Consider the following 23040-nt stretch of genomic DNA (forward strand, 5'->3'; position numbering starts at 1 on the left):
TAGGGGTTGTTACTGCTAAGTATTACCGTGGGTACGACCCTGGTTTTTGGTGATCTCCGCCAATGCGGGGCGCGGGTCCGGACCACCGCGTCACACCCCGGCCGCACCGAGCAGCGCCCCCGCCCCGTACGTCACCGCCATCGCCAGCGCCCCGCCCGCCACGTTCCGCACGACGGCGGGCCGCACCGCCGCGGCGCCGAGCCGGGCGCTGCTGAAGCCGGTGAGGGCGAGCGCGCCGAGCACCGAGAGGACGGTGACGCCGAGGCGCCAGTCGACGGGTGGCAGCACCATGGCGAGCAGCGGGAGCAGCGCGCCCGCGGTGAACGCGAGGAAGCTCGCCCACGCGGCGTGCCAGGGGTTGGTGAGCTCGTCGGGGTCGATGCCGAGCTCCACGCGCGCGTGGGCGCGCAGGGCGTCCCGCTCGGTGAGCTGTTCGGCGGCCTCGCGGGCCACGTCGCGGCTGAGCCCGCGCCCTTCGAGGAGGTCGGTCAGCTCGGCGAGTTCGGCCTCCGGCTGCTCGCGCAGTTCGCGCTTCTCCAGGGCCAGGGCGGCCTTCTCCGAGTCGCGCTGGGTGGACACGGAGACGTACTCGCCCGCGGCCATCGACATCGACCCGGCGAGCAGTCCGGCGAGGCCCGCCGTCAGGATCGTGGCGCGCTCGCCGGTGGCACCGGCGACGCCGACGACGAGGCCCGCGGTGGACACGATGCCGTCGTTGGCGCCGAGCACCGCGGCGCGCAGCCAGTTGAGGCGGGTGCCGAGCGCGCCGCCGTGGGCCTCGTCGTGGTCGGGGACCGGGGCTTGATCGCTCATCCGGGGAGGGTCTCACCCGGTGCGCCGCTCGTGGGTGAGCGGCGCACCGGGGCGTTCACCACACCCTGGTCTGGCCGCCCGGCGCGAACACCGGGCTCGTCGCCCCGGCCGGGGGCTCCTTCAGAGGCTCGGCCAGCTCCTGGACGGTGGGCCCGACCCGCGCCGCGACCGCGTCAAGACGCCGCAGGTCGAAGCCGTACACGCGGGCCGCGTTGCCGCCCGCCATCGCCGCGACCTCGGCCGGGGGCAGGCCCGCGTAGGCGGCGCGCAGGCCCTCGCGCGAGAAGGGGTGGGTGCCCTCGTCGTGCGGGTAGTCGCTGCCCCACATGATCTTGTCGAGGCCGACGCGGTCGCGCAGCGCCGCCTCGTGCGGCCGCATGAAGCTGGCGCCCACGTAGCAGTTGTCCCGCCACACCTCGGAGGGCCCCTTGCCCATGGCCTCGAAGAGCCCGGCGCCGAACTTGGACTCGGCGGTGTCCCGGCGGGCGACGGCCGCGACGAGCCGCCCGTGGTAGTAGTCCAGCATCGCGAGGACGCCCGGGATCCAGCCGGAGCCCTGCTCGGTGAGGACCAGCCGCAGCTCCGGGTGGCGCCGGAACGCGCCGCCGAACATCAGGTGCCACAGCGCCCGGTGCGAGAACCACGTCGTCTCCACCATGAACACCGCGCGCGCGGCGGGCTCGTCGCCGAGCGGCGGCGAGGCCGAGCCCGCGTGGTGGTTCACGGGCACACCGAGCTCCGCGCAGACCGCCCACAGCGGGTCGTACGTCTGCGAGTACAGCTCGGGCAGGCCCGACCCCGGCGGCGTGCCCGGCACCAGGACCCCGCCGGTGAGGCCCGCGCCGACGGCCCAGCGGACCTCCCGCACCGCCTCCTCGACGTCGTTGAGCAGGATCTGGAAGACGCCCGCCCGGCGTCCGGGCGCCGCCGCGCAGAAGTCCGCGAGCCAGCGGTTGTGGGCGCGCAGGCCCGCCCAGCGCTGCTCGTACTCCGCACGGGTCGGCGCCGGGGCCATCAGGGACGCCGAGGGGAAGAACGGCGGGATGGTGTTGGGGAACACCACCTCGGCGACGATGCCGTCGGCCTCCAGCTCGGCGACGCGGCGGTCGGAGTTCCAGTTGCGGTCGGCGGTGTCGGCGAGCAGGTCCTCGTACGGATTGACGTAGGTGGCCGCCCAGGCGTCGAAGGCGTCGTGGTGGCGGGCGGCCAGGTACGGCTTGTAGTCGAGGAGGTCGGCTCCCGCGTGGCAGTCGGCGGAGATGACGGTGTAGCGGTCGGTCTCGGTGTACGTCATGGGGTCACCCCGAGTGTCGGGAAGTCGTGGCCGGTCAGCCAGTGGCGGCCCGCCTCGCGCGAGCGGGCCCAGGAGGCCTCGACGGCGCCCTGGTCGGCGTCCTGGCCGAGGTCGGCGGGGGTCGGGCCGATGCGGCGGGCCAGCGGGGCGAGCTTCGCGGTGTCGAAACCGAAGACCTCGGCGGCGGCCAGGCCCAGCATGCGGCGGGTCTCGGCGACGGGGATGTCGTGGAAGGTCTTCGCGAGCCACGCGCGCGTGTCCGGCCAGGTGCCCTCGGGGTGCGGGAAGTCGCTGCCCCAGAGGATGTTGTCGACGCCGATCTCGTAGCGCTGGGCCAGCTCGCGGCGTTTGGTGTTGGTGGCGCAGACGAAGATCTGCCGGTCCAGGTACTCGTGCGGCGGGCGCTTCAGCTCGGCGAACGGCGACAGCTTCTTGCCGCCGTGCGCGCCCAGGTAGAGCCGGTCCATGAACCAGAGCAGGTTCGGCAGCCACCAGCAGCCCGACTCCGCGACCCCGAACCGCAGCCCCGGGTGCCGCTCGAACACCCCGGACCAGAGCAGGAACCACAGGGGTCGGGCGGGCCACCAGGTCACTTCGGAGACGTAGATGCCGAGGTGGTCGCCGTACTCGTCGCGGGGCGCCGCCCCGGAGTGGGTGAGCACGGGCATCGCGCACTCGGCGGCCGCGGCCCACACGGGGTCGTAACGCCGGTCGTGGTAGGGCGCCTTGTCGACCCACATGGAGGGGATCATGAGGGCGCCGAGGCCCGACTCCTTGGCGCGGTGGATCTCGGCGACGACCCTGGGGACGTCCCCGGTGACGGGCAGCAGGGCGACGCCGCAGTGCCGTTCGGGGTGCTGCGACACGAACTCGGCGAGCCACCGGTTGTGCGCCTGGGCGCCCGCCATGCCGAGGTCGGGGTCCTGGTCGCCGGAGAGGCCGAGGCCCACTCCGAAGGGCGCGGCGGTCCGGCTGTCCACGGCGTCGGCGTCCGGGAAGACGACCTCCGCGGCCACCCCGTCGCCGTCCAGTTCCTTCAGCCGCTGCGCGGGGTCCCAGCCGCCTCTGAGGCCTTCCTCGTTGTCGCTGAACCACCGGTCGGCGAAGGCCTCGTTGCGGATGCCGAGCCGGGTCATCTCCTCGCGGCGCCGCTCGCGCCCGCCGAGGAACTCGTCGAAGTCCCGGTGGAACCGGGCGTCCAGGTAGGGCCGGTACTCCTCGGTGGGCAGCCCGGCGTGGCAGTCGGAGGAGACGATCAAGTAGGGCTCTTGGAGCCGCTGTCGGGGTTCTCGGGTGTCGTGCGGGTCCGTCATGACGGCTCCCTCAGTCCAGGATGAAGCTCTCCAGGTACGACGGGTCGGTGCGGCCGAGCATCGACTGCGCCCGCGCCCGGATCTGCCGGTCGCTGTGCTCGCTCGCGGGCAGCAGCCAGAAGCGGCCCGCCGTGACGCCCTCGGCCACGAGGTCCGCGACGTCCTCCACGGGCGTGAACTCGACCTCCTGCCCGGCCTCCCGCATGGCCGCCTCCCACTGGCCGAGGCTGCGGTAGGGCGCCTTGCGGGGGCGGGACTTGGCGTACCGCTCGGGGCGGTTGCGGTGGGACTCCCACAGGCCCGTACGCAGCATGTGGGGCCCGGGGAAGAGCACGGAGGCGCCCACGCGCGCGCGGGCGGCCTTCAGGTGCGCGTACAGGGACTCCGTCATCGTGACGACGGCCGCCTTGGTGACCGCGTACACGGACGCCGTCGGCAACGGCGCGATGCCGCCGTCCCCGGAGGAGGTGTTGACGACGTGGCCCTCCTCGCCGCCCGCGAGCATCCTCGGCACGAACGCCTGGATGCCGTGGAAGACGCCCCACACGTTGACTTCGAAGGCCCACTTCCAGTCGTTCGGCTCGTGCTCCCACATCCGGCCCTCGGCGCCGGAGCCCACCCCGGCGTTGTTGCACAGGACGTGCACGGCGCCGAACCGGTCGTACGCGTCGTCCGCGAGCGCGACCACCTGCTCGCGCACGCCGACGTCGACCACGCGCGCGTGCACGGTCGCCCCGTCCGCACGCAGCCCGGCCGCCGCCTTTTCCAGGGCGTCCGCCTCGACGTCGGCGAGCACAACGGCGAGGCCGTCCGCCCCGAACCGCCGGGCGAGGGCGAGCCCGACGCCGCTCGCCGCGCCCGTGACGACGGCGACCTGCCCGGCGCGCAGCTCCATGTCAGACGCTCCCCTCGGGCGGGCCGTCCAGGATCTGCCGCGGGTCGTCGTAGCGCTGGTGGATGTAGGGCAGCAGGGCCTGCGCGTCGACGCGCTCCACCACCCGGCCCCGCTGGTCGCTGGTCTTCTCGCCGATGGTGAGCTCCACCAGGCGGCGCACGGGCAGGTCGGCCACCGGGTCGTACATCGACTCGCGCAGCACCACGTCCCCGGTGACGCTCTCCAGCTTGCGGACCCGCTCCTCGCGTACGCAGTGCACGAGCACCGGATCCGCGTCGAAACCCGAACCGTCCACCGCGGGCAGGAACTTGAAGTAGAAGTCGGTCTTCCGCGCGGGCTCCGGCAGCGGCAGGCCACCGCTCACCGCGCCGCGCACCTCCACGAACGCGATGCCGTGCCGGGCCAGCGAGGCCCGCACCACCAGGCCGTTGCGCTCGACTGTGACCTCGCCCAGCTTCTTCGGCTCGCCGAAGACCTCACGGCCGCCGGTCAGGGCCCGCTCGTGCGTCATCGGCATCACCAGCGGATACCAGCCCGCCACCGCGCCGTGCTCCGCCGCGACGGCCACCGAACCCGCGCCCAGCGGATAGCCGGCCAGCTCGACCCGGCTGATGCCGGCCCGCACCAGGGGGCGGCCCGTGGGCTTCAGCGGCGGCGGCAGGACCGCGGCGACCGCGTCCGGGTCGCTCTCCCACACGGCCACCACACCCGTGGACCAGATGTCGGGGAGCTTGGACGTCGCGGTGCGCGTCGCGGCCATTTCGGCCTCGGTGCGCGCGCCGTACCGTACGCGTGCCATGCCGTACCACCCTTTCGCCGACGGACAGTCAGATACTTGCGGGGGTTCTGTAACACAGTTACAACAGGAGCCGTGAAGGGTAAAGAGACGCGCGCGCATCTCGACCGGGAACAGGTCCTCGCCGCCGCGGCGGGCCTCGTCAAGCAGCACGGCCCCGGCGCCCTGACCATGCGCAAGCTCGCCGCCGAGCTCGGCACCGCCGTCACCTCGATCTACTGGCACGTCGGCAACCGCGAGCAGCTCCTGGACGCCCTCGTCGAGCGGACCGTCGCCGACCTCGGCGAGATCCGCCCCACCGGCGCCGCGCCCGCCCAGCGCATCGCCTCCGTGGCGCGCGCCCTGCGCCGGCTCCTTCGCGACCATCCGCACCTCATCGCGATGGTCCACGAACGCGGCCTGACGGAGCGGATGTTCCTGCCCGCGCAGCGAGCCCTGGTGCACGAGGTGCACGCGGCGGGACTGCGCGGCGCCCGGGCCGCCGACGCCGTGCGCGCCGTCCAGGTCCATGTCGTCGGCCACGTCCTGGTCGAGCGCAACCGCGAGCGCGCGCCCGTGCAACGCCCCGGCGAACAGGAGCTGTGGGACGCGCGGACGGCCGAACAGGACCCGGCCCTCGCCCGTGCCCTGGCCCGGCCGCCGGACACGGAGCGGCTGTTCGCCCTGTCGGTGCGGGCCCTGGTGGCGGGGTTGCTCGAACCCCCCTCCGGGGACTGACGGTCCGACACCGGGAGCCGACCGCCGCCCCCGAAGGGGACCGACTCCGCCTCCGAACGCGGCTGACCCCACCCCCGAGGTGACGGTCGCCACCTCCGAAGGTGGCTGATTCCGCCCCTCGAAGGTGGCTGCCCCCGGCCCTGGGACCTGACTGTCAGTCGCGGCCCGTATCCTCATGGACCATGCTCGAAGACCGCACGACCGCATCGCCGACGGCGCCGACCGTCCCCTCGGCGACTCCGGCGACGCACGCGACTCCGGCGCCGACCGACGCGACCGCGCCGGGGTCCGAGACCCCCTGGCCGGCCGCCTACCCCTCGGGGTACGCGGTAGTCGACGTCGAGACCACCGGCCTGTCCAGAGACGACCGGATCATCTCGGCCGCGGTCTACCGCCTGGACGCCCGGGGCGAGGTCGAGGACCACTGGTACACGCTGGTGAACCCGCAGCGCGACCCGGGCCCGGTCTGGATCCACGGTCTGACGAGCGACAAGCTGGCCGGCGCCCCGCTCTTCGCGGACATCGCCGAGGAGTTCGCGACCCGTCTCGCGGACCGCGTCCTCGTCGCGCACAACGCCGTCTTCGACTGGTCGATGATCGCCAGGGAGTACGCCCGCGCGGAGCGCACCGCACCCGTCCGCCAGCGCCTGTGCACCATCGCGCTCTCCAAGGAGCTCGGCCTGCCGCTGCCCAACCACAAGCTGGAGTCCCTGGCCGCCCACTTCGGCGTCGTCCAGCGCCACGCCCACCACGCCCTCGACGACGCCCGGGTCCTCGCCGAGGCGTTCCGGCCGAGCCTGCGGGCGGCGGCGAGCGACGGGGTGCGGCTGCCGCTCCTGGAGTGCCGCCCGCTGACGGAGTGGGCGGACGGCGGGGCACGCGTCGGCCGTCAGGGCGGGCACTCCGCCGGGTCGGGTACGGCGTCGTTCTCGGCGTACTCCGCGTACCAGTCCGGCAGTTGGCGCCCCTCGCGGAAGCGGCCCGCCTGCCCGTTCCCGAACCCCGGGCGGTGGGAGGACGGCAAGCCGCTCAAGCAGGGCATGCGCGTCGCCTTCTCCGGGGACACCTCCGTGGACCGCGAGCTCCTGGAGGACCGCGCGTTCGAGGCGGGCCTGCACATCGCGACGAGCGTGTCGCGCCTGACGAGCCTGCTCGTCACCAACGACCCGGACTCGGGCACGTCGAAGACGACGAAGGCACGGTCGTTCGGCACGCCGGTCATCGACGAGGCGGCCTTCGGCCAGCTCCTCCAGGACGTGGCCCCGGCAGACGGCGCACCGCGCGCGGCCGCCGTACCCCCTCCCGGCGACCCGTCCGCGTCGGACGGGTGACAGCAGGACGATCCGCGTCGGAAAGATGACAGCAGCACGGTCCGCGTCAGACGGGTGATTGCCGGGCGACTCGCCCGCCCACCGCTCGCCCCGCGCCGCCGCCGCGTCCCACTCTGTGGCGCATGGCACGTTGCGAGGTCTGCGGAAACGACTACGGCATGTCCTTCGAAGTGCACGCGCAGGGCGCGGTGCACGTCTTCGACTGCTTCTCCTGCGCCATCCACCGCATGGCGCCCATCTGCGAGCACTGCCGCTGCCGCATCATCGGGCAGGGCGTCGAGGTCGAGGGCCACTGGTACTGCGGGGCGCACTGCGCCCGCGCGGAGGGGCGGGTGGGGATCGTCGACAGGGTGTGAGCGGGCTCGGCGCCCCCGACCGCTCACCGTCCGCGCCCGAGCCCACCCGCCCCTGAGCGCCCCGCCCGCTCGCCCTCCTCACACCAGCGCCCCCGACCGGGCCCCTCCCGTCGGGGGCTTTACGCGCGCGGGGTAACGTCGAAGCCGTGTACCGCTTCCTCTTGACCCGCCAATGGGTGATCCTCACCCTCATCGGCCTCGTGCTCATCCCCGTGATGATCGAGCTGGGCTTCTGGCAGCTGCACCGCCACGAGAACCGCGTGGCGCACAACGAGAAGATCGGCAGAGCGCTGGACGCGGCGCCGGTCCCCGCCGAGCGGCTGACCGCGCCGGGCCGTGACGTACCGGACTCCGCCGTGTACCGCCGGGTGACGGCCAAGGGCAGCTACGACGCCGAGCACGAGGTCGTCGTGCGCCGCCGCACCAACTCCGACGACGAGGTCGGCTTCCACGTCCTGACCCCGTTCGTCCTCGACAACGGCAAGGTGCTGCTCGTCAACCGCGGCTGGATCCCGGCCGACGGACCGCAGACCGCCTTCCCCAAGATCCCCGCCCCGCCCCGCGGCGAGGTCACCGTCACCGGCCGCCTCATGGCCGACGAGACGTCCGCGGCCAGCGGCATCAAGGACGTACGCGGACTGCCCGACCGCCAGATCATGCTGATCAGCAGCGGCCAGCAGGCGCACGCCCTCGGCAAGAAGGTCCTCGGCGGCTACGTCGAGCAGACCTCGCCGAGCGCCGACTCCCCCCAACTCCTCGCCGAGCCCGACCACAGCGGGATCGGGGCGCACATGGCGTACGCCGTGCAGTGGTGGCTGTTCGCCGCCGGGGTGCCCGCGGGCTGGGTGGTCCTGGTCCGCCGCGAGCGCAAGGACCAGGCGGAGGCGGCGGCGAAGCAGGCGGCCGAGGAGGCGCCCGAGGCCTCCCCCGCGACGGCCTGAACCCGGCACGCGCCGCGCGTCTACCGCTGCCCGATTGGCGCTTCCCCGAACCGGGAACCCGTCACCCGTGTCCCGACGCCGCGCCCCACACCACTCCCCACACCCTTCCCGACCCCACTCCCCGCCCCACTCACCACGTCGTCCCATCGAGGACTACGCCCTGATCGGCGACCATCAGACGGCCGCCCTGGTCTCCCGGACCGGTTCGGTGGACTGGCTGTGTCTGCCCCGCTTCGACTCGGGGGCCTGCTTCGCCGCGCTCCTGGGCGACGACGAGCACGGTCACTGGCGCGTCGCGCCGAAGGACGCCGACGTCTGCACGCGCCGCGCCTACCGCCCCGACACCCTCGTCCTGGACACCGAGTGGGACACCCCGGACGGCTCGGTCCGCGTGACCGACCTCATGCCGCAGCGCGACCGCGCCCCCGACCTCGTACGCGTCGTCGAGGGCCTGCGGGGCGAGGTGACCGTGCGCAGCACGCTCCGGCTGCGCTTCGACCACGGCTCGGTCGTGCCGTGGATGCGCCGCGCCGACGGCCACCGGGTCGCGGTCGCGGGCCCCGACTCCGTCTGGCTGCGCACGGATCCGGCGGTCCGTACCGAGGGCCAGGACTTCACCACGTACTCCGATTTCACCGTGGCCGCCGGGGAGCGCGTGACGTTCGTCCTCACCTGGCACCCCTCGCACGAGCCGCGCCCGAAGCCGCTCGACGCCGAGCAGGCGCTGCGCGACAGCGTCGCGGACTGGCAGGCGTGGGCGGCGCGCTGCCGGTACGACGGCCCGCACCGCGACGCGGTCGTCCGCTCCCTGATCACGCTCAAGGCCCTCACCTACGCCCCGACCGGCGGCATCGTCGCCGCCCCCACCACGTCCCTGCCCGAGGAGATCGGCGGGGTCCGCAATTGGGACTACCGCTACTGCTGGCTGCGCGATTCCACGCTCACGCTCGGCGCGCTGATCTCGGCGGGCTATCTGGAGGAGGCCGAGGCGTGGCGCGACTGGCTGCTGCGCGCGGTGGCGGGCGACCCCTCCGACCTGCAGATCATGTACGGGCTCGGGGGTGAGCGGCGGCTGCCCGAGTACGAGGCGGGGTGGCTGCCCGGGTACGAGGGCTCGGCGCCGGTACGCATCGGCAACCAGGCCGTCAGCCAACGCCAACTCGACGTCTACGGAGAGGTCGTCGACTCCCTGACCCTCGCCCGCCGCTCGGGCCTCGCCACCCGCCCGCACGGCTGGCGGCTGCAGCTCGCCCTCATGGAGTTCCTGCGGCACTGCTGGCGCGAGCCGGACGAGGGCCTGTGGGAGGTCCGCGGCCCGCGCCGCCACTTCGTGCACTCCAAGGTGATGGCGTGGGTCGCCGCGGACCGCACCGTGCGCGCGATGGAGGACGACCCCGCGCTGCCCGGCGACGTGGAGCGCTGGCGGCGGCTGCGCGACGACATCCACGCGGAGGTGTGCGAGCGCGGGTACGACGCGGAGCGCCGCACCTTCACGCAGTCGTACGGCTCGCGGGAGCTGGACGCCGCGGTGCTGCTGATTCCGCGGGTGGGGTTTCTGCCGCCGGACGATCCGCGGGTACTGGGGACGATCGAGGCGGTGCGGGCGGAGCTGAGCACGAAGGAGGGGTTGCTGCGGCGGTATACGGCTGGGGGTGCGGGGGGCGAGGGCGCCGCCGTGGTCGACGCGGCCGTGGAGAGAGCCACCGTGGACGGCCTGCCCGGCGGCGAGGGGACCTTCCTCGTCTGCTCCTTCTGGCTCGCCGACGCGCTGCACCTGACGGGCCACGGCGAGGAGGCCCGCGACCTCTTCGAGCGGCTGCTCGCGCTCCGCAACGACGTGGGGCTGCTCGCGGAGGAGTACGACCCCGTGGCCGGGCGCCAGTTGGGCAACTTCCCGCAGGCCTTCAGCCACGTGGGGCTCGTGGGCACCGCCCTCGCCCTCTACGGCCCGGACGCGGCAGGATAGGGCCATGGATCTTGGACTGAACAACCGTGTGTACGTCGTCACCGGAGCGACCCGTGGCCTCGGCAACGCCGCCGCGCGTGAGCTGGTCGCGGACGGCGCGAAGGTCGTCCTCACCGGCCGCGACGAGAAGACGGCCGCCGCGGCGGCCGCGGAGCTCGGCCCGAACGCGGTCGGCATCGGCGCGGACAACGCCGATCCGGACGTCGCGGAGCGCCTGGTGGCGGCGGCGCGTGCGCACTTCGGCCGCTTCGACGGCATCCTCATCAGCGTCGGCGGGCCGCCGCCCGGCTTCGTCGCCGACAACACCGACGAGCAGTGGCAGGCCGCGTTCGACTCCGTCTTCCTCGGTGCCGTACGCCTCGCCCGCACCGCCGCGGCGGAGCTGGGCGACGGCGGTGTCATCGCCTTCGTCCTGTCCGCGTCCGTGCACGAGCCGATCCCCGGCCTGACCGTCTCCAACGGCCTGCGCCCCGGACTCGCGGGCTTCGCGAAGTCCCTCGCCGACGAGTTGGGCCCGCGCGGCATCCGGGTGGTCGGCCTGCTCCCCGCCCGCATCGACACCGACCGCGTACGCGAACTCGACGGCTTCTCCGCCGACCCGGAAGCGACCCGCGCGGCCCACGAGTCCCGCATCCCGCTCCGCCGCTACGGCACTCCCGAGGAGTTCGGCCGCACCGCCGCGTTCCTCCTCTCCCCCGCGGCGTCCTACCTCACCGGCGTCATGCTCCCCGTGGACGGCGGCGCCCGGCACGGCTTCTAGGGCCCGCGTCGGCTCCCCGCCTCCCGGCCGTCCGTCCCCCGCCTGCGGCCCGGGGGCGGGGCGGGGCCGGGATCAGCTCACGCGTTCGGCGCGGTGCTTCACGGCGCGGAGGAGAACCGTGGCCGGCAGCCGCCCCAGGCCCGCGGAGTCCCGCGCATGCGCCAACGCCTCCTCGCAGGTACCGTGCAGCGCGTCCGCGGGCACGGCGTCGGCGCCGAGGACGAGTCCGACGCGCGCCTCGGGGGCGTTGCGGCGCCCGGTGAGGCGGACACGGGCGCGCTCGACGCCGTCGAGGGCGGCGGCCTCGGTCTCGAGGACGCTTTCCATGGCGCGCCCGCGCAGCAGCGCGCCCTCACCGTCGCCGGTCTCGACGAGGACCTCGGCGAGGCGCCGCCGCCGGAGTTGGGCGGTGAGCCACCACAGGGCGAGCAGCACGAGCGCGGCGAGCACGCCGATGACGGTGGGCCACCACCACCCGTCGTCCCGCCACCGCGCCCGGTCGGCGTCGCTGAGGAGCACGTCGTGGCGGGAGTCGTGGACCCACCAGGAGGGCGGTTCGACGCCGAGCCCGACGGCGAGGACGGACCCGCCGGCCAGCACGAGGACGAGCCCGAGCAGGCCGAGCAGTACGCGGTTCACGGTCCGCAGCATGGCGCGGTCACCCCTTCCGGCCCGGCCGGGCGACGTGCACGGACAGGGCGGGCGGCCTGCCGAGCCCGAGGTCGTGGATGGCGTCGGCGAGGGTGGCGTCCAAGTCGCCGCGTACATCGTCGAGTGCACGGAAGTGCGACACGGCCCGCACGTCCACCTTGGCGCGGCTCATGCGCACCCGTACGGACCGTACGCCTGCCACGTCCATGGCCCGGTCGCGCAGCGCCGTCGCGGCGGCGGCCCGGTCGAGCCCGGCCCGCACGTCGGCGTGCGTGCGCCGCATCGGCAGCAGGGACCGCAGGCCGGGCGTCACGGCGAGGACGAACAGCCACAGCCCGACGGCGACGGCCGCCGCGCCCCCGGCGACCACCGCCGTGCTGTCGAGGGGCCGTTCGGCCAGTTCCCGGGCGAGGTCGCGGCGCCACCGCATGGCGGGGTGGTCGGCCCGGACGGCGACGACGTCGTACAGGAGCAGCCCGGCACCGCCGAGGATCAGCAGGGCGAGCAGCCCGGCGGGCACGCGCCGCGCGGACCAGAAGCGGGGGGCGCCGTCGTCGTCGGTGAGGGTGGGCAGCGGCTGGTAGGCGGCCGCGGACGCGGACTGGCCGAGTTCGGGTTCGGCGCGTTCGATGACGGGCACGGCCTTCCCCGTCTTGGTCAGGTCGGTGCCGCCGGTCTGCCGGGGCTCGCTCATCGGGTCCTCCCCTGCGCCGCGGCCCGCGCCTGTGCCGAGTGCAGCCGTTCCACCTGGACGGCCACCTCGGGTACTTCCATGCCTGCCAACGCCTTTACCCGCTCGGCGACGCGCCGACGCACGGCACCGCACTGGCTGCCGATGTCGCTGGGGTAGTCCAGTTCGACGCTGACGCGGACGCGCGCGCTGCCGTGCGGGGCCTCGCCCGACCGGGCGGAGCCGACGGCGGGGGGCCGCACGCTCACGGTGGCGTGCGGCGGCGCCGCCTCAGCGGGCAGTACGGGCAGCGCCTCGCGTGCCGCGCGCGCGGCGATCTTCGCGACGACGCGGTCGGCGATCCGGGTCGCGCCGCGCTCGCCGGGCGGTACCTGCCCCACGACGTCGGCCGCCACCGCTCAGCGCCGCCGGTCGCCGCGGGTACGGAAGAAGTCCCCGGGCTCCAGGTCCCCGTCCAGGAACCGCCCGGCCACGAAGCCGATGGCGCCCAGGGCGGCCACCAGCAGGAAGGCGCCGAACCCGCCGAAGTACCCGGCGAATCCGAGGGCCATTCCGGCGATCATGCCGATCACGGCAAAGCTCATCGTGCGCTCCTTCGCTGCTGCGCGCCTCGTACTCCCCTGCGTCCGCGCCCGCCACCGCGTACGCCTCGTGCTTCTCACCTACCCGGGGCCGCACGGCGAGACCGCCGCACCCGCGGGTGCGGAACGCCGGTCGACGCGAACCACGACCTCCGTCGAAGCCGCGGCCCCTGTCGAGAGCCGCAAGCCGCGTCTTCCGCTATTGAAGCCGCGACGGCTGCTCGTCGTCCTCGTCGTCGGGCAGCTTCACATCGCTCACCGCGATGTTCACCTCGACGACCTCAAGGCTCGTCATCCGCTCCACGGCGGCGACCACGTTCTCCCGTACGTCCCGTGCGACATCGGCGATGGATACGCCGTAGTCGACGACGATCTCCAGGTCGAGGGCTGTCTGCACCTCGCCGACCTCGGCCTTCACACCACGGGTGACGGCCTTGGAACTGCCGGGCACCCGGTCCCGTACGGCCCCGAAGGTCCGGGCGAGGCCGCCGCCCATCGCGTGCACGCCGACCACGTCACGGGCGGCGAGGCCCGCGATCTTCTCGACCACACCGTCCGCGATGCTGGTGCGCCCGCGCGTCGCGGGGTCGCCGCCACCGCGCCGTGTCGCACCGCCCGTCCCGGCTTCGTCGGGCGACTCCTTCGCGAGCGGCTGGGACGTCGTGCGCTCTCCGGTGTCGGTCATCGCATGGTCCTTTTCAGCAGGGGATCTGCTCTTTGTTCCACACTATGCGCGGCCCGGGACCCGCGCGCCCGGGATGGGGCAGGCTGGAGCCATGACGGGTGACGGGTGGACCGCGGCGGTACGGCGCCAACTCGGCCTCGGCCGGATGCTCCCGCTGGGCGGCACAGGTGACGGCGCCTGGCTCGCGGAGTCGGCGGCGCGGGGAGTGCTGCTCGGCTCGGCCGCACGGGTGGCGGGGGTGCGCGTGACCCGCCTGCGGCTGGCCCTCGTGGACCCGCACGTCGTACCGCTTTCTCCGGACGCGTACGTCTCCACCGTGCCGTCGCCGCCGAGCGCGCTGCCGCCGGGGCCGCTGCGGATCAGCGCGGAGTTCCAGGCCGCGGCGGCGGAGCCCCTGTCCGGGGCGGCGGACCGGCTGCGCACGGCGCTCGGCTCGGCCGCGGCGGAGCGGCTGGGGCTGGTGGTGGCGGAGGTGGATCTGCGGGTGACGGGGCTTCTGGAAGGGGATGCGGTGTCCGGGGTGTCCGGGGATGGGGCGTCCGGGGGCGCCGCCTCGGAGCATGCCGCCGCGGCTGGCGGCGACCCCGTCCGCGTACCCCCGGAGCCTCGCCCCGGATCTGAGGAAGAGCCCCCGGCCGACGACGAGGCGCGGGTGGCACGAGCCGCCCTCGCCGTGCCGGGCGTGACGCGGCTGGCGGGCCTCCTCGGCGGCCCGCTCCGGGCCGTCCACATCGAGGAGCACGGCGCGCCGCTCACGCTGCCGCGCCGCCACGTCCGGGTGGAGCTGGCGGCGGACGCCCGGCTCCGCACCCTGGACGTGGCCCGCGCGGTCCGCGCGGGCGTCGGCGAGGCCCTGCCGGACCGGCCGTCGGTGGCGGTCCTGGTCACGGCGGTGGACTGACCGCCCCGCCGCTTCTCGTACGCGACGGGACCCCGTCAGTCCCCGATGCCCGCCAGGTCCCGCAGCCTGCGCGCCTGCGCGGCCCGCTCGGCGCGGCGCTGCTCCTCGTACGGGCGCCCCACGGCGCCCTGGAGGAGCGCCTTGGTCTCGATGACCGCAGCACGGGGCGCGGCGAGCAGGGCGGCGGCCAAGTCCTGTGCGGCGGCGTCGAGTTGGTCGCCGGGCACGACGAGGTTGGCGAGGCCGACGCGCTCGGCCTCGGCGGCCTGGACGAAGCGGCCCGTGGCGCAGATCTCCAGCGCGCGGGCGTACCCGACGAGGGAGACCAGCGGATGCGTGCCGGTGAGGTCGGGGACCAGGCCCAGGCTGGTCTCGCGCATGGCGAACTGCGCGTCGTCGGCGGCGACCCTCAGGTCGCAGGCGAGGGCGAGCTGGAACCCGGCACCGATCGCATGGCCCTGGACAGCGGCGATGGACACGATGTCACCGCGCCGCCACCAGGTGAAGGCGTCCTGGTACTCGGCGATGGCGGCGTCGAGGACGTCGTCATCGCCGCGCGCCAGGTCGAGGAAGGACGGTTCGCCGTCGAAGCCCTCGGGCGTGAAGGCCTGCCGGTCGAGGCCCGCGGAGAAGGACTTGCCCTCTCCGCGCAGCACGACCACACGGACGCTGCCGGGCAGCACCCGGCCGACCTCCGTCAACGCCCGCCACAGCACGGGAGATTGGGCGTTGCGCTTGGCCGCGTTGGTGAGCGTCACCGTGGCGACGGCCTCGTCGACCGTGAGGCGTACGCCGTCCCGGTCGAGGACCGGCGCCGTGGTGCTTGCGACGCTCGGGCCGCTCTCGGGCGAACCGCTGTCGGGCGAAGCCATCAGTGCCTCCGGGTGGGTGCAGTCATGGTGGACACACGCATGACAGCGCCCAGGGGACGCGTGTCGGCGCGCCCTGCGGGCACTGGCGTGCCCACAAGTGACTGCACAGTAACCACCCGGTCGATCAGCCGATCGACCGGGTGGCCACACCGGACCACCCGGAGCCGGACGGCCGCGAGAAGCCGACTAGCTGGAAGCGGCCTTCTTGCCTCGCGTCGCCCCGCCGCGTCCCCGCAGCGTGACTCCGGACTCACTCAGCATCCGGTGGACGAACCCGTAACTCCGGCCGGTCTCTTCGGCCAACGCCCGGATGCTCGCACCGCCGTCGTACTTCTTCTTCAGGTCTGCCGCGAGCTTGTCGCGCGCGGCGCCGGTTACCCGGCTGCCCTTCTTCAGAGTCTCGGCCACCCGTGCCTCCTCATGGGAAGTGCGCTCTGGACTTCTCATGATCACCCCTCCCGAGCGTCCTGGCCACCCATTCGGCAAGGTCCATGCGACTTGATTCGCCGTGCGTCAAGCGGCCGTCACGAGCGGAATTAACGATTCCGCACGTCACGGGACGTACCGCCGAATGGGTTCTGCCGGGAACCGGCAGGTCAGCGCCGTGCCGGGGAAGGACGGGACAGCGGGTCCCGTGGGACGGGGAAATCCGTGTATGACACACCTCGGTACGAGGACGTCTCACACAGATGAAGGATCACGGATCGGCCGAATGATCCATACCCAGTGGATCAGCCATTCGATCAAGCCCGGTGGACCCCGGACGATCACGTCCGGGGAGACTCCGCTTCGGGTCCGTCAGGCGAGGGCCACCAGGTCCGCGTAGTCCGCGCCCCACAGGTCCTCGACGCCGTCCGGCAGCAGAATGATCCGCTCCGGCTGCAGCGCCTCGACAGCGCCCTCGTCGTGCGTGACGAGGACGACGGCGCCCTTGTAAGTGCGCAGCGCGCCCAGGATCTCCTCGCGGCTGGCCGGGTCGAGGTTGTTGGTGGGCTCGTCGAGGAGCAGCACGTTGGCGGAGGAGACGACCAGGGTCGCGAGCGCGAGCCGGGTCTTCTCACCGCCGGAGAGCACGCCCGCGGGCTTGTCGACGTCGTCTCCGGAGAACAGGAACGAGCCCAGCGTCTTGCGCACCTCGACGAGGTCGAGGTCGGGGGCCGCGGAGCGCATGTTCTCCAGGACCGTGCGCTCGGGGTCGAGGGTCTCGTGCTCCTGGGCGTAGTACCCGAGCTTGAGGCCGTGGCCCTCGATGACCTGGCCGGTGTCGGGCTTCTCGGCGCCGCCGAGGAGTCGCAGCAGGGTGGTCTTGCCCGCGCCGTTGAGGCCGAGGATGACGACGCGCGAACCCTTGTCGATGGCCAGGTCGACGTCGGTGAAGATCTCCAGGGAGCCGTACGACTTCGAGAGCCCCTCGGCCATGAGCGGCGTCTTGCCGCACGGCGAGGGCTCGGGGAAGCGCAGCTTGGCGACCTTGTCGCTCTGGCGCACCGCGTCGAGACCGGCGAGGAGCTTGTCGGCGCGGCGGGCCATGTTCTGCGCGGCGACGGTCTTGGTGGCCTTGGCGCGCATCTTGTCGGCCTGCGAGTGCAGGGCCGCGGCCTTCTTCTCGGCGTTCTGGCGCTCGCGCTTGCGGCGCTTCTCGTCGGACTCGCGCTGCTGCTGGTAGAGCTTCCAGCCCATGTTGTAGACGTCGATCGCGGAGCGGTTGGCGTCCAGGTAGAAGACCTTGTTGACGACGGTCTCGACCAGGTCGACGTCGTGGGAGATCACGATGAAGCCGCCGCGGTACGTCTTCAGGTAGTCCCGCAGCCAGACGATCGAGTCGGCGTCGAGGTGGTTGGTCGGCTCGTCCAGGAGGAGCGTGTCGGCGTCCGAGAAGAGGATGCGGGCCAGCTCGATGCGGCGGCGCTGGCCTCCGGAGAGCGTGTGCAGGGGCTGGCCGAGCACGCGGTCGGGGAGGTTCAGGGCGGCGGCGATGGTGGCGGCCTCGGCCTCGGCGGCGTACCCGCCCTTGGTGAGGAACTCCGTCTCCTGGCGCTCGTACTGCTTGAGGGCCTTCTCGCGGGTGGCGCCGGAGCCGCTCGCGATGCGCTGTTCGTTCTCGCGCATCTTGCGGATCAGGACGTCGAGGCCGCGCGCGGACAGGACCCGGTCGCGGGCGAGGACGTCGAGGTCGCCGGTGCGCGGGTCCTGCGGCAGGTAGCCGACCTCTCCGGAGCGGCTGATCGTGCCGCCCGCCGGGGTGCCCTCACCGGCGAGGCACTTGGTGAGCGTCGTCTTGCCCGCGCCGTTGCGGCCGACGAGGCCGATGCGGTCGCCCTTGGCGATGCGGAACGAGGCGTTCTCGATGAGGATGCGGGCGCCGGCACGCAGCTCGATACCGGAGGCGGTGATCACGGTCAGACTCCTGGACAGGGGATATGGACGGCTGGAGGGAGGCAAGGACGATGCACGATGCGTTGTCGCGCGGAGCGCGCCGCTCAGCCGTCTAATGCAGGAGGAGAATGGCCATGGGCCAATTCTAACGGTGCGCCGCAACCTCTTTTCCGGCACGCCCCTCGGTGCCGCTTCCCGGGGGCGCGGTGCCGGTGCGGCGCCTGGGCAGTACTTGTCAGGGGCATGGCGCTGTGTGGGGATCACGGGCGGCGTCGCCCGTTCGGACCTCCGTCCGGCGCCGGGCGGTGGGGGGCGTACCAGGATGAGATAGCCGGGGTCCGGCGCGGGGCGGCGGAGCGCCGTCCCGCAGGTGAGGCAGCGCGGCTCGTACGCGAGGCAGAGGGTGGTGCGCCCATGCAGTTCGACGACGACGCGAATCTTGACTCCTCGGAGGTGCAGGATGTGCGCGGCAGTCGCGTCCCCGGCGGCAAGGCGACCATCGGCGGCGGTGTCGCCGGTCTGATCGCGCTGCTCCTCGGCCTCTTCTTCGGCGTGGGGCCGGATCAGCTCGGCCTGACGGACGGCAGCGAGGAGCCCGCCGCCTCGTCGTCCTCGCTCGCCGAGGTCAAGCGGAGCTGTCACACCGGCAAGGACGCGAACGCCCGCGAGGACTGCCGCATCCTGGGGGTCGTCAACAGCGTCCAGGACTACTGGAGGCAGGAGTTCCCGCGCCGCCGGGGCCAGTACGCGCCCGCGCAGACCGTGTTCTTCACCGGCCGCATCGGCACGGCGTGCGGCGCCGCGTCGTCGGCGGTCGGGCCGTTCTACTGCCCCGGCGACCGGCGGGTCTATCTGGACCTGGGGTTCTTCGAGGAGCTGCGGACGAAGTTCGGCTCCAGCGGCGGCCCGTTCGCGCAGGCGTACGTCGTGGCGCACGAGTACGGGCACCACGTGCAGAACCTGATGGGCACGCTGGGCCGGGCGCAGGACGGCCGGACGGGCGAGGGCAGCAACGCCGTCCGGGTCGAGCTGCAGGCCGACTGCTACGCGGGGGTGTGGGCGCAGCACGCCACGCGGACGCCCGACGAGGAGGGCCGGCCGCTGATCAAGGAGCTCACGGACGCCGACATCCGTGACGGCCTGGACGCGGCGGCGGCGGTCGGCGACGACCGGATCCAGGAGCGGTTCCAGGGCCGGGTGACCCCCGAGTCCTGGACGCACGGCTCGGCGAAGCAGCGCCAGGACTGGTTCTACCAGGGCTTCCGCACCGGCGACATGGCGCAGTGCAACACCTTCCGCTGAGCCCCGCGGCGGGCCCGTTCGGCGCTCCGGGGCCGTTGTCAGACCCGGGTGCCAGACTGTGGAACAGGTCAGTCGAACGAAGGAGTGATCGCCATGGCAGGTGCTGCCAGGGGGCGTCCCAGCATCTTCCCGACGATGTTGTACGCGGACGCCAAGGCCGCGATCAAACAGCTCACGGAGACCTTCGGCTTCACTGAGACGAGCGTGTACGAGAGCGAGGACGGCACGGTCCTGCACGCCGAACTCGCGTACGGCAACGGCGCGGTGATGCTCGGCTCGAAGGACCGCGGCGGGCTCTTCGCCGAGACGATGAAGGACGCGGGCCCGACCGCGACGTACATCGTGGTGGACGACGTCGACGCCCACCACGAGCGGGCCGTGGAGCACGGCGCGGACATCCTGATGCCCCCGACGGACCAGGACTACGGCTCGCGTGACTACATGGCGCGGGACGCGGAGGGCAACATCTGGAGCTTCGGCACGTACGCCCCGGAGATAGCCGGCTGACCCGCCCCGGGCACGGGGCGGGCGCGGCCGTCACACGCCGCCGGTGTGCACCTGGAACGCCGCCCTGCGCACGGCCTTCGCGAGCGCCGGGTCGGGGTGGGCGGCGGCGAGGGCGACGAGGACCTGCACGGTCCGCGGGTGGCCGACGGTGCGCACCTCGTCGATGAGCGCGGGCACGGTGGGCTGCGGCGCCGACTCCAGATGGCGCACGAGCAGTTCGGCCTCGCCGTGGTCGGACACGGCCGCCGCGGTGTCGACCCACAGCCAGGTGGACTCCGCCCGCGTCAGGACGAGGTGGACGTCCTCGGGGTCGGTGCCCTCGTGCTCGGCGAGCCACAGCAGGGCGTAGGGGCGCAGCGAGGGCTCGTCGACGACGGCGCGCACGTCGGGTTCGGCCGGGGCGCCGACGACCCGCAGGGCCTCGAAGGCGAGGCCGCGCAGCAGGGCGTCCTCGCCCCGGGCGGCGTCGAGGAGTTCGGTGACGGCGCTGCCCACGTCGCGGGCGGCGAGCCAGGCGCGGTATTCGGCGCGGGCCGCGTTGGGCCGCAGCCGGGCGCAGCCCCGGAGCATGTCGTCGGCGGCCTGCTCGATGTGCCCCGCCGGACTCTGCGCGGCCACGCAGATCTGCTCCAGCTTGACCCACACCGCCCAACTGCCCAGCGGGGTGAGCGTGGCCTGGCCGTCGGCGCAGGTGAGGGCGCCGACGGCGGAGAGGGCGCGCAACGCCCAGTCGAGCAGGGCGGGCAGCGGGGGCTGCTCCGCGCAGCCGTCGGGCTCGGCGGTGCCGGGGGCGGCGTCGGGGGCCGGGGCGGCTGCGGCCGGGGGCGGGACGGCTTCCGCGTGCGGGACGGGCTGGGGCCCGGGCTCCGCCTGCGGGCCGTACGGGATCTCGCAGCGCTCGGTGCGCAGTTCCCGGACGCGCTGGTCCAGGAGGTCGAGGAGTTGCGGTACGGGCACGGGGCCCGCCGAGAGCTGCAGGAAGGAGAGGAGCTGGGGGACGGCTTCGACGGCCTCCGCGACGGTGGCGGGCGGCAGTTCGGCGGGGGCCGGGTGGACGAGCGACCAGGCGTCGAACAGGGCGACCCAGCCGCGCAGGACCGCGGCGTCGTCCCGGTCCCAGGCGCGCAGCCGCCAGCCGGGCCGTGCGACGTCGCCGTGCACCTCGACGAGTCCGGCGAGGCGGGCGGTGTCCCAGTCGGCGCGGACCTGGTGCACCGTCATGTCCAGTTCGGCGGCGGCGCGTTCGGCGGCGGCGGCGGAGAGTGCGCCGCCCGTCCCTTTGCCCGCTCCGGCGTCCGCGTCGGTCTTCGGGGCGGTTTTCGGGGCGGTCGACGAGTCGGTGCCCGGGTCCGCTCCCGTGCGGGTGTTCTTGCCGCCCTTCGCGGCGCCCGGGGCGCCCTTGCTCGTGCCCGCCGCGCGCAGGGGGCCGGTTTCGGGGCGCAGGGCCAGGTCGGCCCAGCGGGCGATGCGTACGGCGCTCGCCAGGCCCGCGCGGGCCTGGCGGGCCAGTTCGGCGGGCGCGGGGGTGCCCTCCGGCGGCGGGGGCGCGGGACGGCGCGAGCGGCGCTGGGTCACCGCGCCGGGGGCGCCGAGGGGGCCGCGTGCTCGGCCGCGCTCGGCCTCCGCTCGCCTTTCGGCCCTCGGGGACGGTGTGCGGACGAGGTGGAGCCGGGAGTCGCGCGGGATACGGGACGTCACGGGAGCAGTCTTCCTGTTGACGGTCCGAAAACCCAAACGGAATCCCGTCGGCGGCCTGGCAGGCGGATCCGACAGCGATAGCGGAGCGTCAGGCCCGGGGGTGAGGAAGGGGCCGCATCGGCTACATCAAGGGGGTGAGGAAGCGGCGCAGGGCCTCTTCGTACCGGGCGGGGTCGGCGTTCCACATGGCGCCGTGGGGCGCATCCGGAACCGTGTGCAGGGTGACGAGGTCGGGTCGTTTTCCGGCCAGTCGCCGGGAGCGGGACCAGGGCGCGACGATGTCGCCGGGGCCGTGCACGACGAGGGTCGGCACCCTCAGGGCGGCGGGGTCGGCGGCGTCGGGGAGGCGGTCGCCGCGCAGCCCGGTGCGGCCCTGGGCGGCGCGCACGGCCAGCGGGAGCAGCGGGCCCGGGGTGCGGCGGGCGGTGGCGAGGGCGCGCAGCGTGGCCTCCCAGTCGAGCACCGGCGAGTCCAGGATCAGGCCGCTGACACGGTCGCGCAGGCCGGAGCGGGCGGCGGCGTGCAGGGCCATGGAGGCGCCGGTGGACCAGCCGTACAGGACGACGTCGCGGGCTCCGTAGCGCACGGCGTAGCGGATGGCGGCGTCCAGGTCGCGCCATTCGGTCTCGCCGAGGTGGCCGAGACCGTCCGGTGGCCGGGGCGCACCCAGGTCACCGCGGTAGGCGAGGTCGAGCACCGGGAGCTGCTGGCGGCGCAGGAAGTCCATGACGACCATCGGGTGCTCGCGGGTGGTGCCGAGGCCGTGCACGGTGATCACCCAGGTGTCGCGGGCGCCGGGCACGAACCAGGCGGGCAGCGGACCCAGTTCGCCGGGGATGTCGATGTCGGCGTGGTCGATGCCGAGGGCGGCGTGCGGGTCGCCGATGTGGACCTGCGGGGTGAGCCACACCCGGGCGCCGGGTTCCAGGGTGCCGTGGGTGACGCGTTCGAGGCGGCGGACGACGGTGTCGGCCTCGTGCGGGGCGGCGTCGAGGACCGGGCCGACGACGGCGTGACAGCCGTTGCCGCTCAGGCCGTGGATGCCGGGGCGCTGGGAGGCCAGGGCGCGGGTGAGGGTGATCTGCCCGGCGGCCGTGGAGTGCACGGTCAGGCGTGGTTCCGTCGGCAGGGGGCGGCCCGCGGGGGCCTTCAGGGCGGCGTCGCTGGCGTAGCGCCCGGCCGCGATGGCCAGGGCGGTGGCGCCTAGGACGGCGGTTGCGGTGGTGACGGCGGCGGTCGTCGCTTTGGCTGGGCGCACCCCCACAGTGTCTGCGGGGTTGGGGGACGCTGCCAGTGGGCGGAGGCCCGGGAGTGTGTTCCACACGGACGACCGGCGGGTCTCGGCCCGCGCCCACCGTGGACGGTCGGCCGGTCTCGGCCCACGCCCGCCCCGCACGACCGACCGGTCTCGGCCCACGCCCGCCCCGCACGACCGACCGGTCTCGGCCCACGCCCGCCCCGCACGACCGACCGGTCTCGGCCCGCGCCCGCCCCGCACGGCCGACCGGTCTCGGCCTGGGCGCGCCCAGGCCGACCGGCGCGTCTCAGCCCGCACCCGTCCCGCGCCGTCGGCCGGTGCCCCCCCCCCCCCCCC

24 protein-coding genes are annotated in these 23040 nt (G+C 74.1%); 9 read left to right on the forward strand and 15 right to left on the reverse strand.

Annotated elements, in window-relative coordinates:
- Nucleotides 1–90: 90 nt before the first annotated feature.
- From IE274_RS16585 to IE274_RS16605, 5 genes are read right to left on the reverse strand one after another with little or no spacing between them, the layout of a single operon-like run.
- The gene (locus IE274_RS16585; RefSeq protein WP_190116555.1) at nucleotides 91–813 is read right to left on the reverse strand and encodes a VIT1/CCC1 transporter family protein; all 723 of its coding nucleotides are present in this window, start codon (nucleotides 811–813) and stop codon (nucleotides 91–93) included.
- A gap of 55 nt (nucleotides 814–868) precedes the next feature.
- Nucleotides 869–2107, reverse strand: a complete 1239-nt coding sequence (locus IE274_RS16590; protein ID WP_190116556.1) for an amidohydrolase family protein — start codon at nucleotides 2105–2107, stop codon at nucleotides 869–871.
- Entirely contained in the window at nucleotides 2104–3420 is a 1317-nt protein-coding gene (locus IE274_RS16595) for an amidohydrolase family protein (protein WP_190116557.1), read from the reverse strand. The genes IE274_RS16590 and IE274_RS16595 overlap by 4 nt, the downstream gene beginning before the upstream one ends.
- Nucleotides 3421–3430: 10 nt before the next feature.
- On the reverse strand, nucleotides 3431–4315 hold the full coding sequence (locus tag IE274_RS16600; protein WP_190116558.1) for an SDR family NAD(P)-dependent oxidoreductase: 885 nt from the start codon (nucleotides 4313–4315) through the stop codon (nucleotides 3431–3433).
- A 1-nt stretch (nucleotide 4316) separates the two neighbouring features.
- A complete protein-coding gene (locus IE274_RS16605) occupies nucleotides 4317–5114 on the reverse strand; it encodes an acetoacetate decarboxylase family protein (protein ID WP_190116559.1) in 798 nt (265 codons plus the stop codon).
- Nucleotides 5115–5186: 72 nt separating this feature from the next.
- Here IE274_RS16605 and IE274_RS16610 point away from each other — a divergent pair, with 72 nt between their 5' ends.
- The 6 genes from IE274_RS16610 (at nucleotide 5187) to IE274_RS16635 (ending at nucleotide 11182) form a co-directional block, all read left to right on the forward strand.
- Nucleotides 5187–5828, forward strand: coding sequence for a TetR/AcrR family transcriptional regulator (locus IE274_RS16610; RefSeq protein ID WP_190116560.1), 642 nt, complete (start codon nucleotides 5187–5189; stop codon nucleotides 5826–5828).
- A gap of 182 nt (nucleotides 5829–6010) precedes the next feature.
- Nucleotides 6011–7159, forward strand: a complete 1149-nt coding sequence (locus IE274_RS16615) for a DEDDh family exonuclease (protein WP_190116561.1) — start codon at nucleotides 6011–6013, stop codon at nucleotides 7157–7159.
- A gap of 122 nt (nucleotides 7160–7281) precedes the next feature.
- Nucleotides 7282–7515 (forward strand): metallothionein, encoded by a 234-nt coding sequence (locus tag IE274_RS16620; protein ID WP_190116562.1) that lies wholly within the window; start codon nucleotides 7282–7284, stop codon nucleotides 7513–7515.
- 146 nt (nucleotides 7516–7661) lie between these two features.
- Nucleotides 7662–8456: an SURF1 family cytochrome oxidase biogenesis protein gene (locus IE274_RS16625; RefSeq protein ID WP_190116563.1), complete on the forward strand. Its 795-nt coding sequence runs from the start codon at nucleotides 7662–7664 to the stop codon at nucleotides 8454–8456.
- A gap of 145 nt (nucleotides 8457–8601) precedes the next feature.
- Nucleotides 8602–10422 (forward strand): glycoside hydrolase family 15 protein, encoded by a 1821-nt coding sequence (locus IE274_RS16630; protein WP_190117027.1) that lies wholly within the window; start codon nucleotides 8602–8604, stop codon nucleotides 10420–10422.
- A gap of 4 nt (nucleotides 10423–10426) precedes the next feature.
- Nucleotides 10427–11182: an SDR family oxidoreductase gene (locus IE274_RS16635; RefSeq protein WP_190116564.1), complete on the forward strand. Its 756-nt coding sequence runs from the start codon at nucleotides 10427–10429 to the stop codon at nucleotides 11180–11182.
- Between the two features lie 72 nt (nucleotides 11183–11254).
- Here the strand turns inward: IE274_RS16635 and amaP are convergent, their stop codons facing one another.
- From amaP to IE274_RS16660, 5 genes are all read right to left on the reverse strand, one after another.
- Entirely contained in the window at nucleotides 11255–11833 is a 579-nt protein-coding gene (amaP, locus tag IE274_RS16640; protein ID WP_190116565.1) for an alkaline shock response membrane anchor protein AmaP, read from the reverse strand.
- Nucleotides 11834–11840: 7 nt separating this feature from the next.
- Nucleotides 11841–12527, reverse strand: a complete 687-nt coding sequence (locus tag IE274_RS16645; protein WP_190116566.1) for a DUF6286 domain-containing protein — start codon at nucleotides 12525–12527, stop codon at nucleotides 11841–11843.
- Nucleotides 12524–12904, reverse strand: a complete 381-nt coding sequence (locus IE274_RS16650) for an Asp23/Gls24 family envelope stress response protein (protein WP_229909598.1) — start codon at nucleotides 12902–12904, stop codon at nucleotides 12524–12526. Before IE274_RS16650 ends, IE274_RS16645 begins: the two co-directional genes overlap by 4 nt.
- Nucleotides 12905–12922: 18 nt before the next feature.
- Nucleotides 12923–13108, reverse strand: coding sequence for a hypothetical protein (locus tag IE274_RS16655; protein WP_190116568.1), 186 nt, complete (start codon nucleotides 13106–13108; stop codon nucleotides 12923–12925).
- A 196-nt stretch (nucleotides 13109–13304) separates the two neighbouring features.
- Complete coding sequence (locus IE274_RS16660) at nucleotides 13305–13790, reverse strand: Asp23/Gls24 family envelope stress response protein (RefSeq protein ID WP_190116569.1); 486 nt, start codon at nucleotides 13788–13790, stop codon at nucleotides 13305–13307.
- Between the two features lie 91 nt (nucleotides 13791–13881).
- Here IE274_RS16660 and IE274_RS16665 point away from each other — a divergent pair, with 91 nt between their 5' ends.
- Complete coding sequence (locus IE274_RS16665) at nucleotides 13882–14691, forward strand: nucleopolyhedrovirus P10 family protein (protein WP_190116570.1); 810 nt, start codon at nucleotides 13882–13884, stop codon at nucleotides 14689–14691.
- Nucleotides 14692–14726: 35 nt separating this feature from the next.
- Here the strand turns inward: IE274_RS16665 and IE274_RS16670 are convergent, their stop codons facing one another.
- The 3 genes from IE274_RS16670 to IE274_RS16680 all read right to left on the reverse strand — a co-directional run bounded on the left by IE274_RS16670 (nucleotide 14727) and on the right by IE274_RS16680 (nucleotide 17960).
- Nucleotides 14727–15563 carry an enoyl-CoA hydratase/isomerase family protein gene (locus IE274_RS16670; protein WP_190116571.1) on the reverse strand — a complete coding sequence of 279 codons (837 nt, stop codon included), beginning with the start codon at nucleotides 15561–15563 and terminating at the stop codon, nucleotides 14727–14729.
- Nucleotides 15564–15749: 186 nt separating this feature from the next.
- Entirely contained in the window at nucleotides 15750–15971 is a 222-nt protein-coding gene (locus IE274_RS16675) for a helix-turn-helix domain-containing protein (protein WP_016645426.1), read from the reverse strand.
- A 390-nt stretch (nucleotides 15972–16361) separates the two neighbouring features.
- Complete coding sequence (locus IE274_RS16680; RefSeq protein ID WP_190116572.1) at nucleotides 16362–17960, reverse strand: ABC-F family ATP-binding cassette domain-containing protein; 1599 nt, start codon at nucleotides 17958–17960, stop codon at nucleotides 16362–16364.
- Between the two features lie 393 nt (nucleotides 17961–18353).
- Here IE274_RS16680 and ypfJ point away from each other — a divergent pair, with 393 nt between their 5' ends.
- Together ypfJ and IE274_RS16690 are read left to right on the forward strand one after the other, a co-directional pair.
- Nucleotides 18354–19241, forward strand: a complete 888-nt coding sequence (gene ypfJ, locus IE274_RS16685) for a KPN_02809 family neutral zinc metallopeptidase (RefSeq protein ID WP_190116573.1) — start codon at nucleotides 18354–18356, stop codon at nucleotides 19239–19241.
- A gap of 93 nt (nucleotides 19242–19334) precedes the next feature.
- On the forward strand, nucleotides 19335–19748 hold the full coding sequence (locus IE274_RS16690) for a VOC family protein (RefSeq protein ID WP_190116574.1): 414 nt from the start codon (nucleotides 19335–19337) through the stop codon (nucleotides 19746–19748).
- Nucleotides 19749–19778: 30 nt separating this feature from the next.
- Here the strand turns inward: IE274_RS16690 and IE274_RS16695 are convergent, their stop codons facing one another.
- Together IE274_RS16695 and IE274_RS16700 are read right to left on the reverse strand one after the other, a co-directional pair.
- Nucleotides 19779–21446, reverse strand: coding sequence for a hypothetical protein (locus tag IE274_RS16695; protein ID WP_190116575.1), 1668 nt, complete (start codon nucleotides 21444–21446; stop codon nucleotides 19779–19781).
- Nucleotides 21447–21567: 121 nt separating this feature from the next.
- Nucleotides 21568–22704 (reverse strand): alpha/beta hydrolase, encoded by a 1137-nt coding sequence (locus IE274_RS16700; RefSeq protein ID WP_190116576.1) that lies wholly within the window; start codon nucleotides 22702–22704, stop codon nucleotides 21568–21570.
- Between the last annotated feature and the right edge of the window lie 336 nt (nucleotides 22705–23040).

The sequence above is a fragment of the Streptomyces flavofungini genome (assembly GCF_014650815.1).
Classification (GTDB): Bacteria; Actinomycetota; Actinomycetes; order Streptomycetales; family Streptomycetaceae; genus Streptomyces; species Streptomyces flavofungini.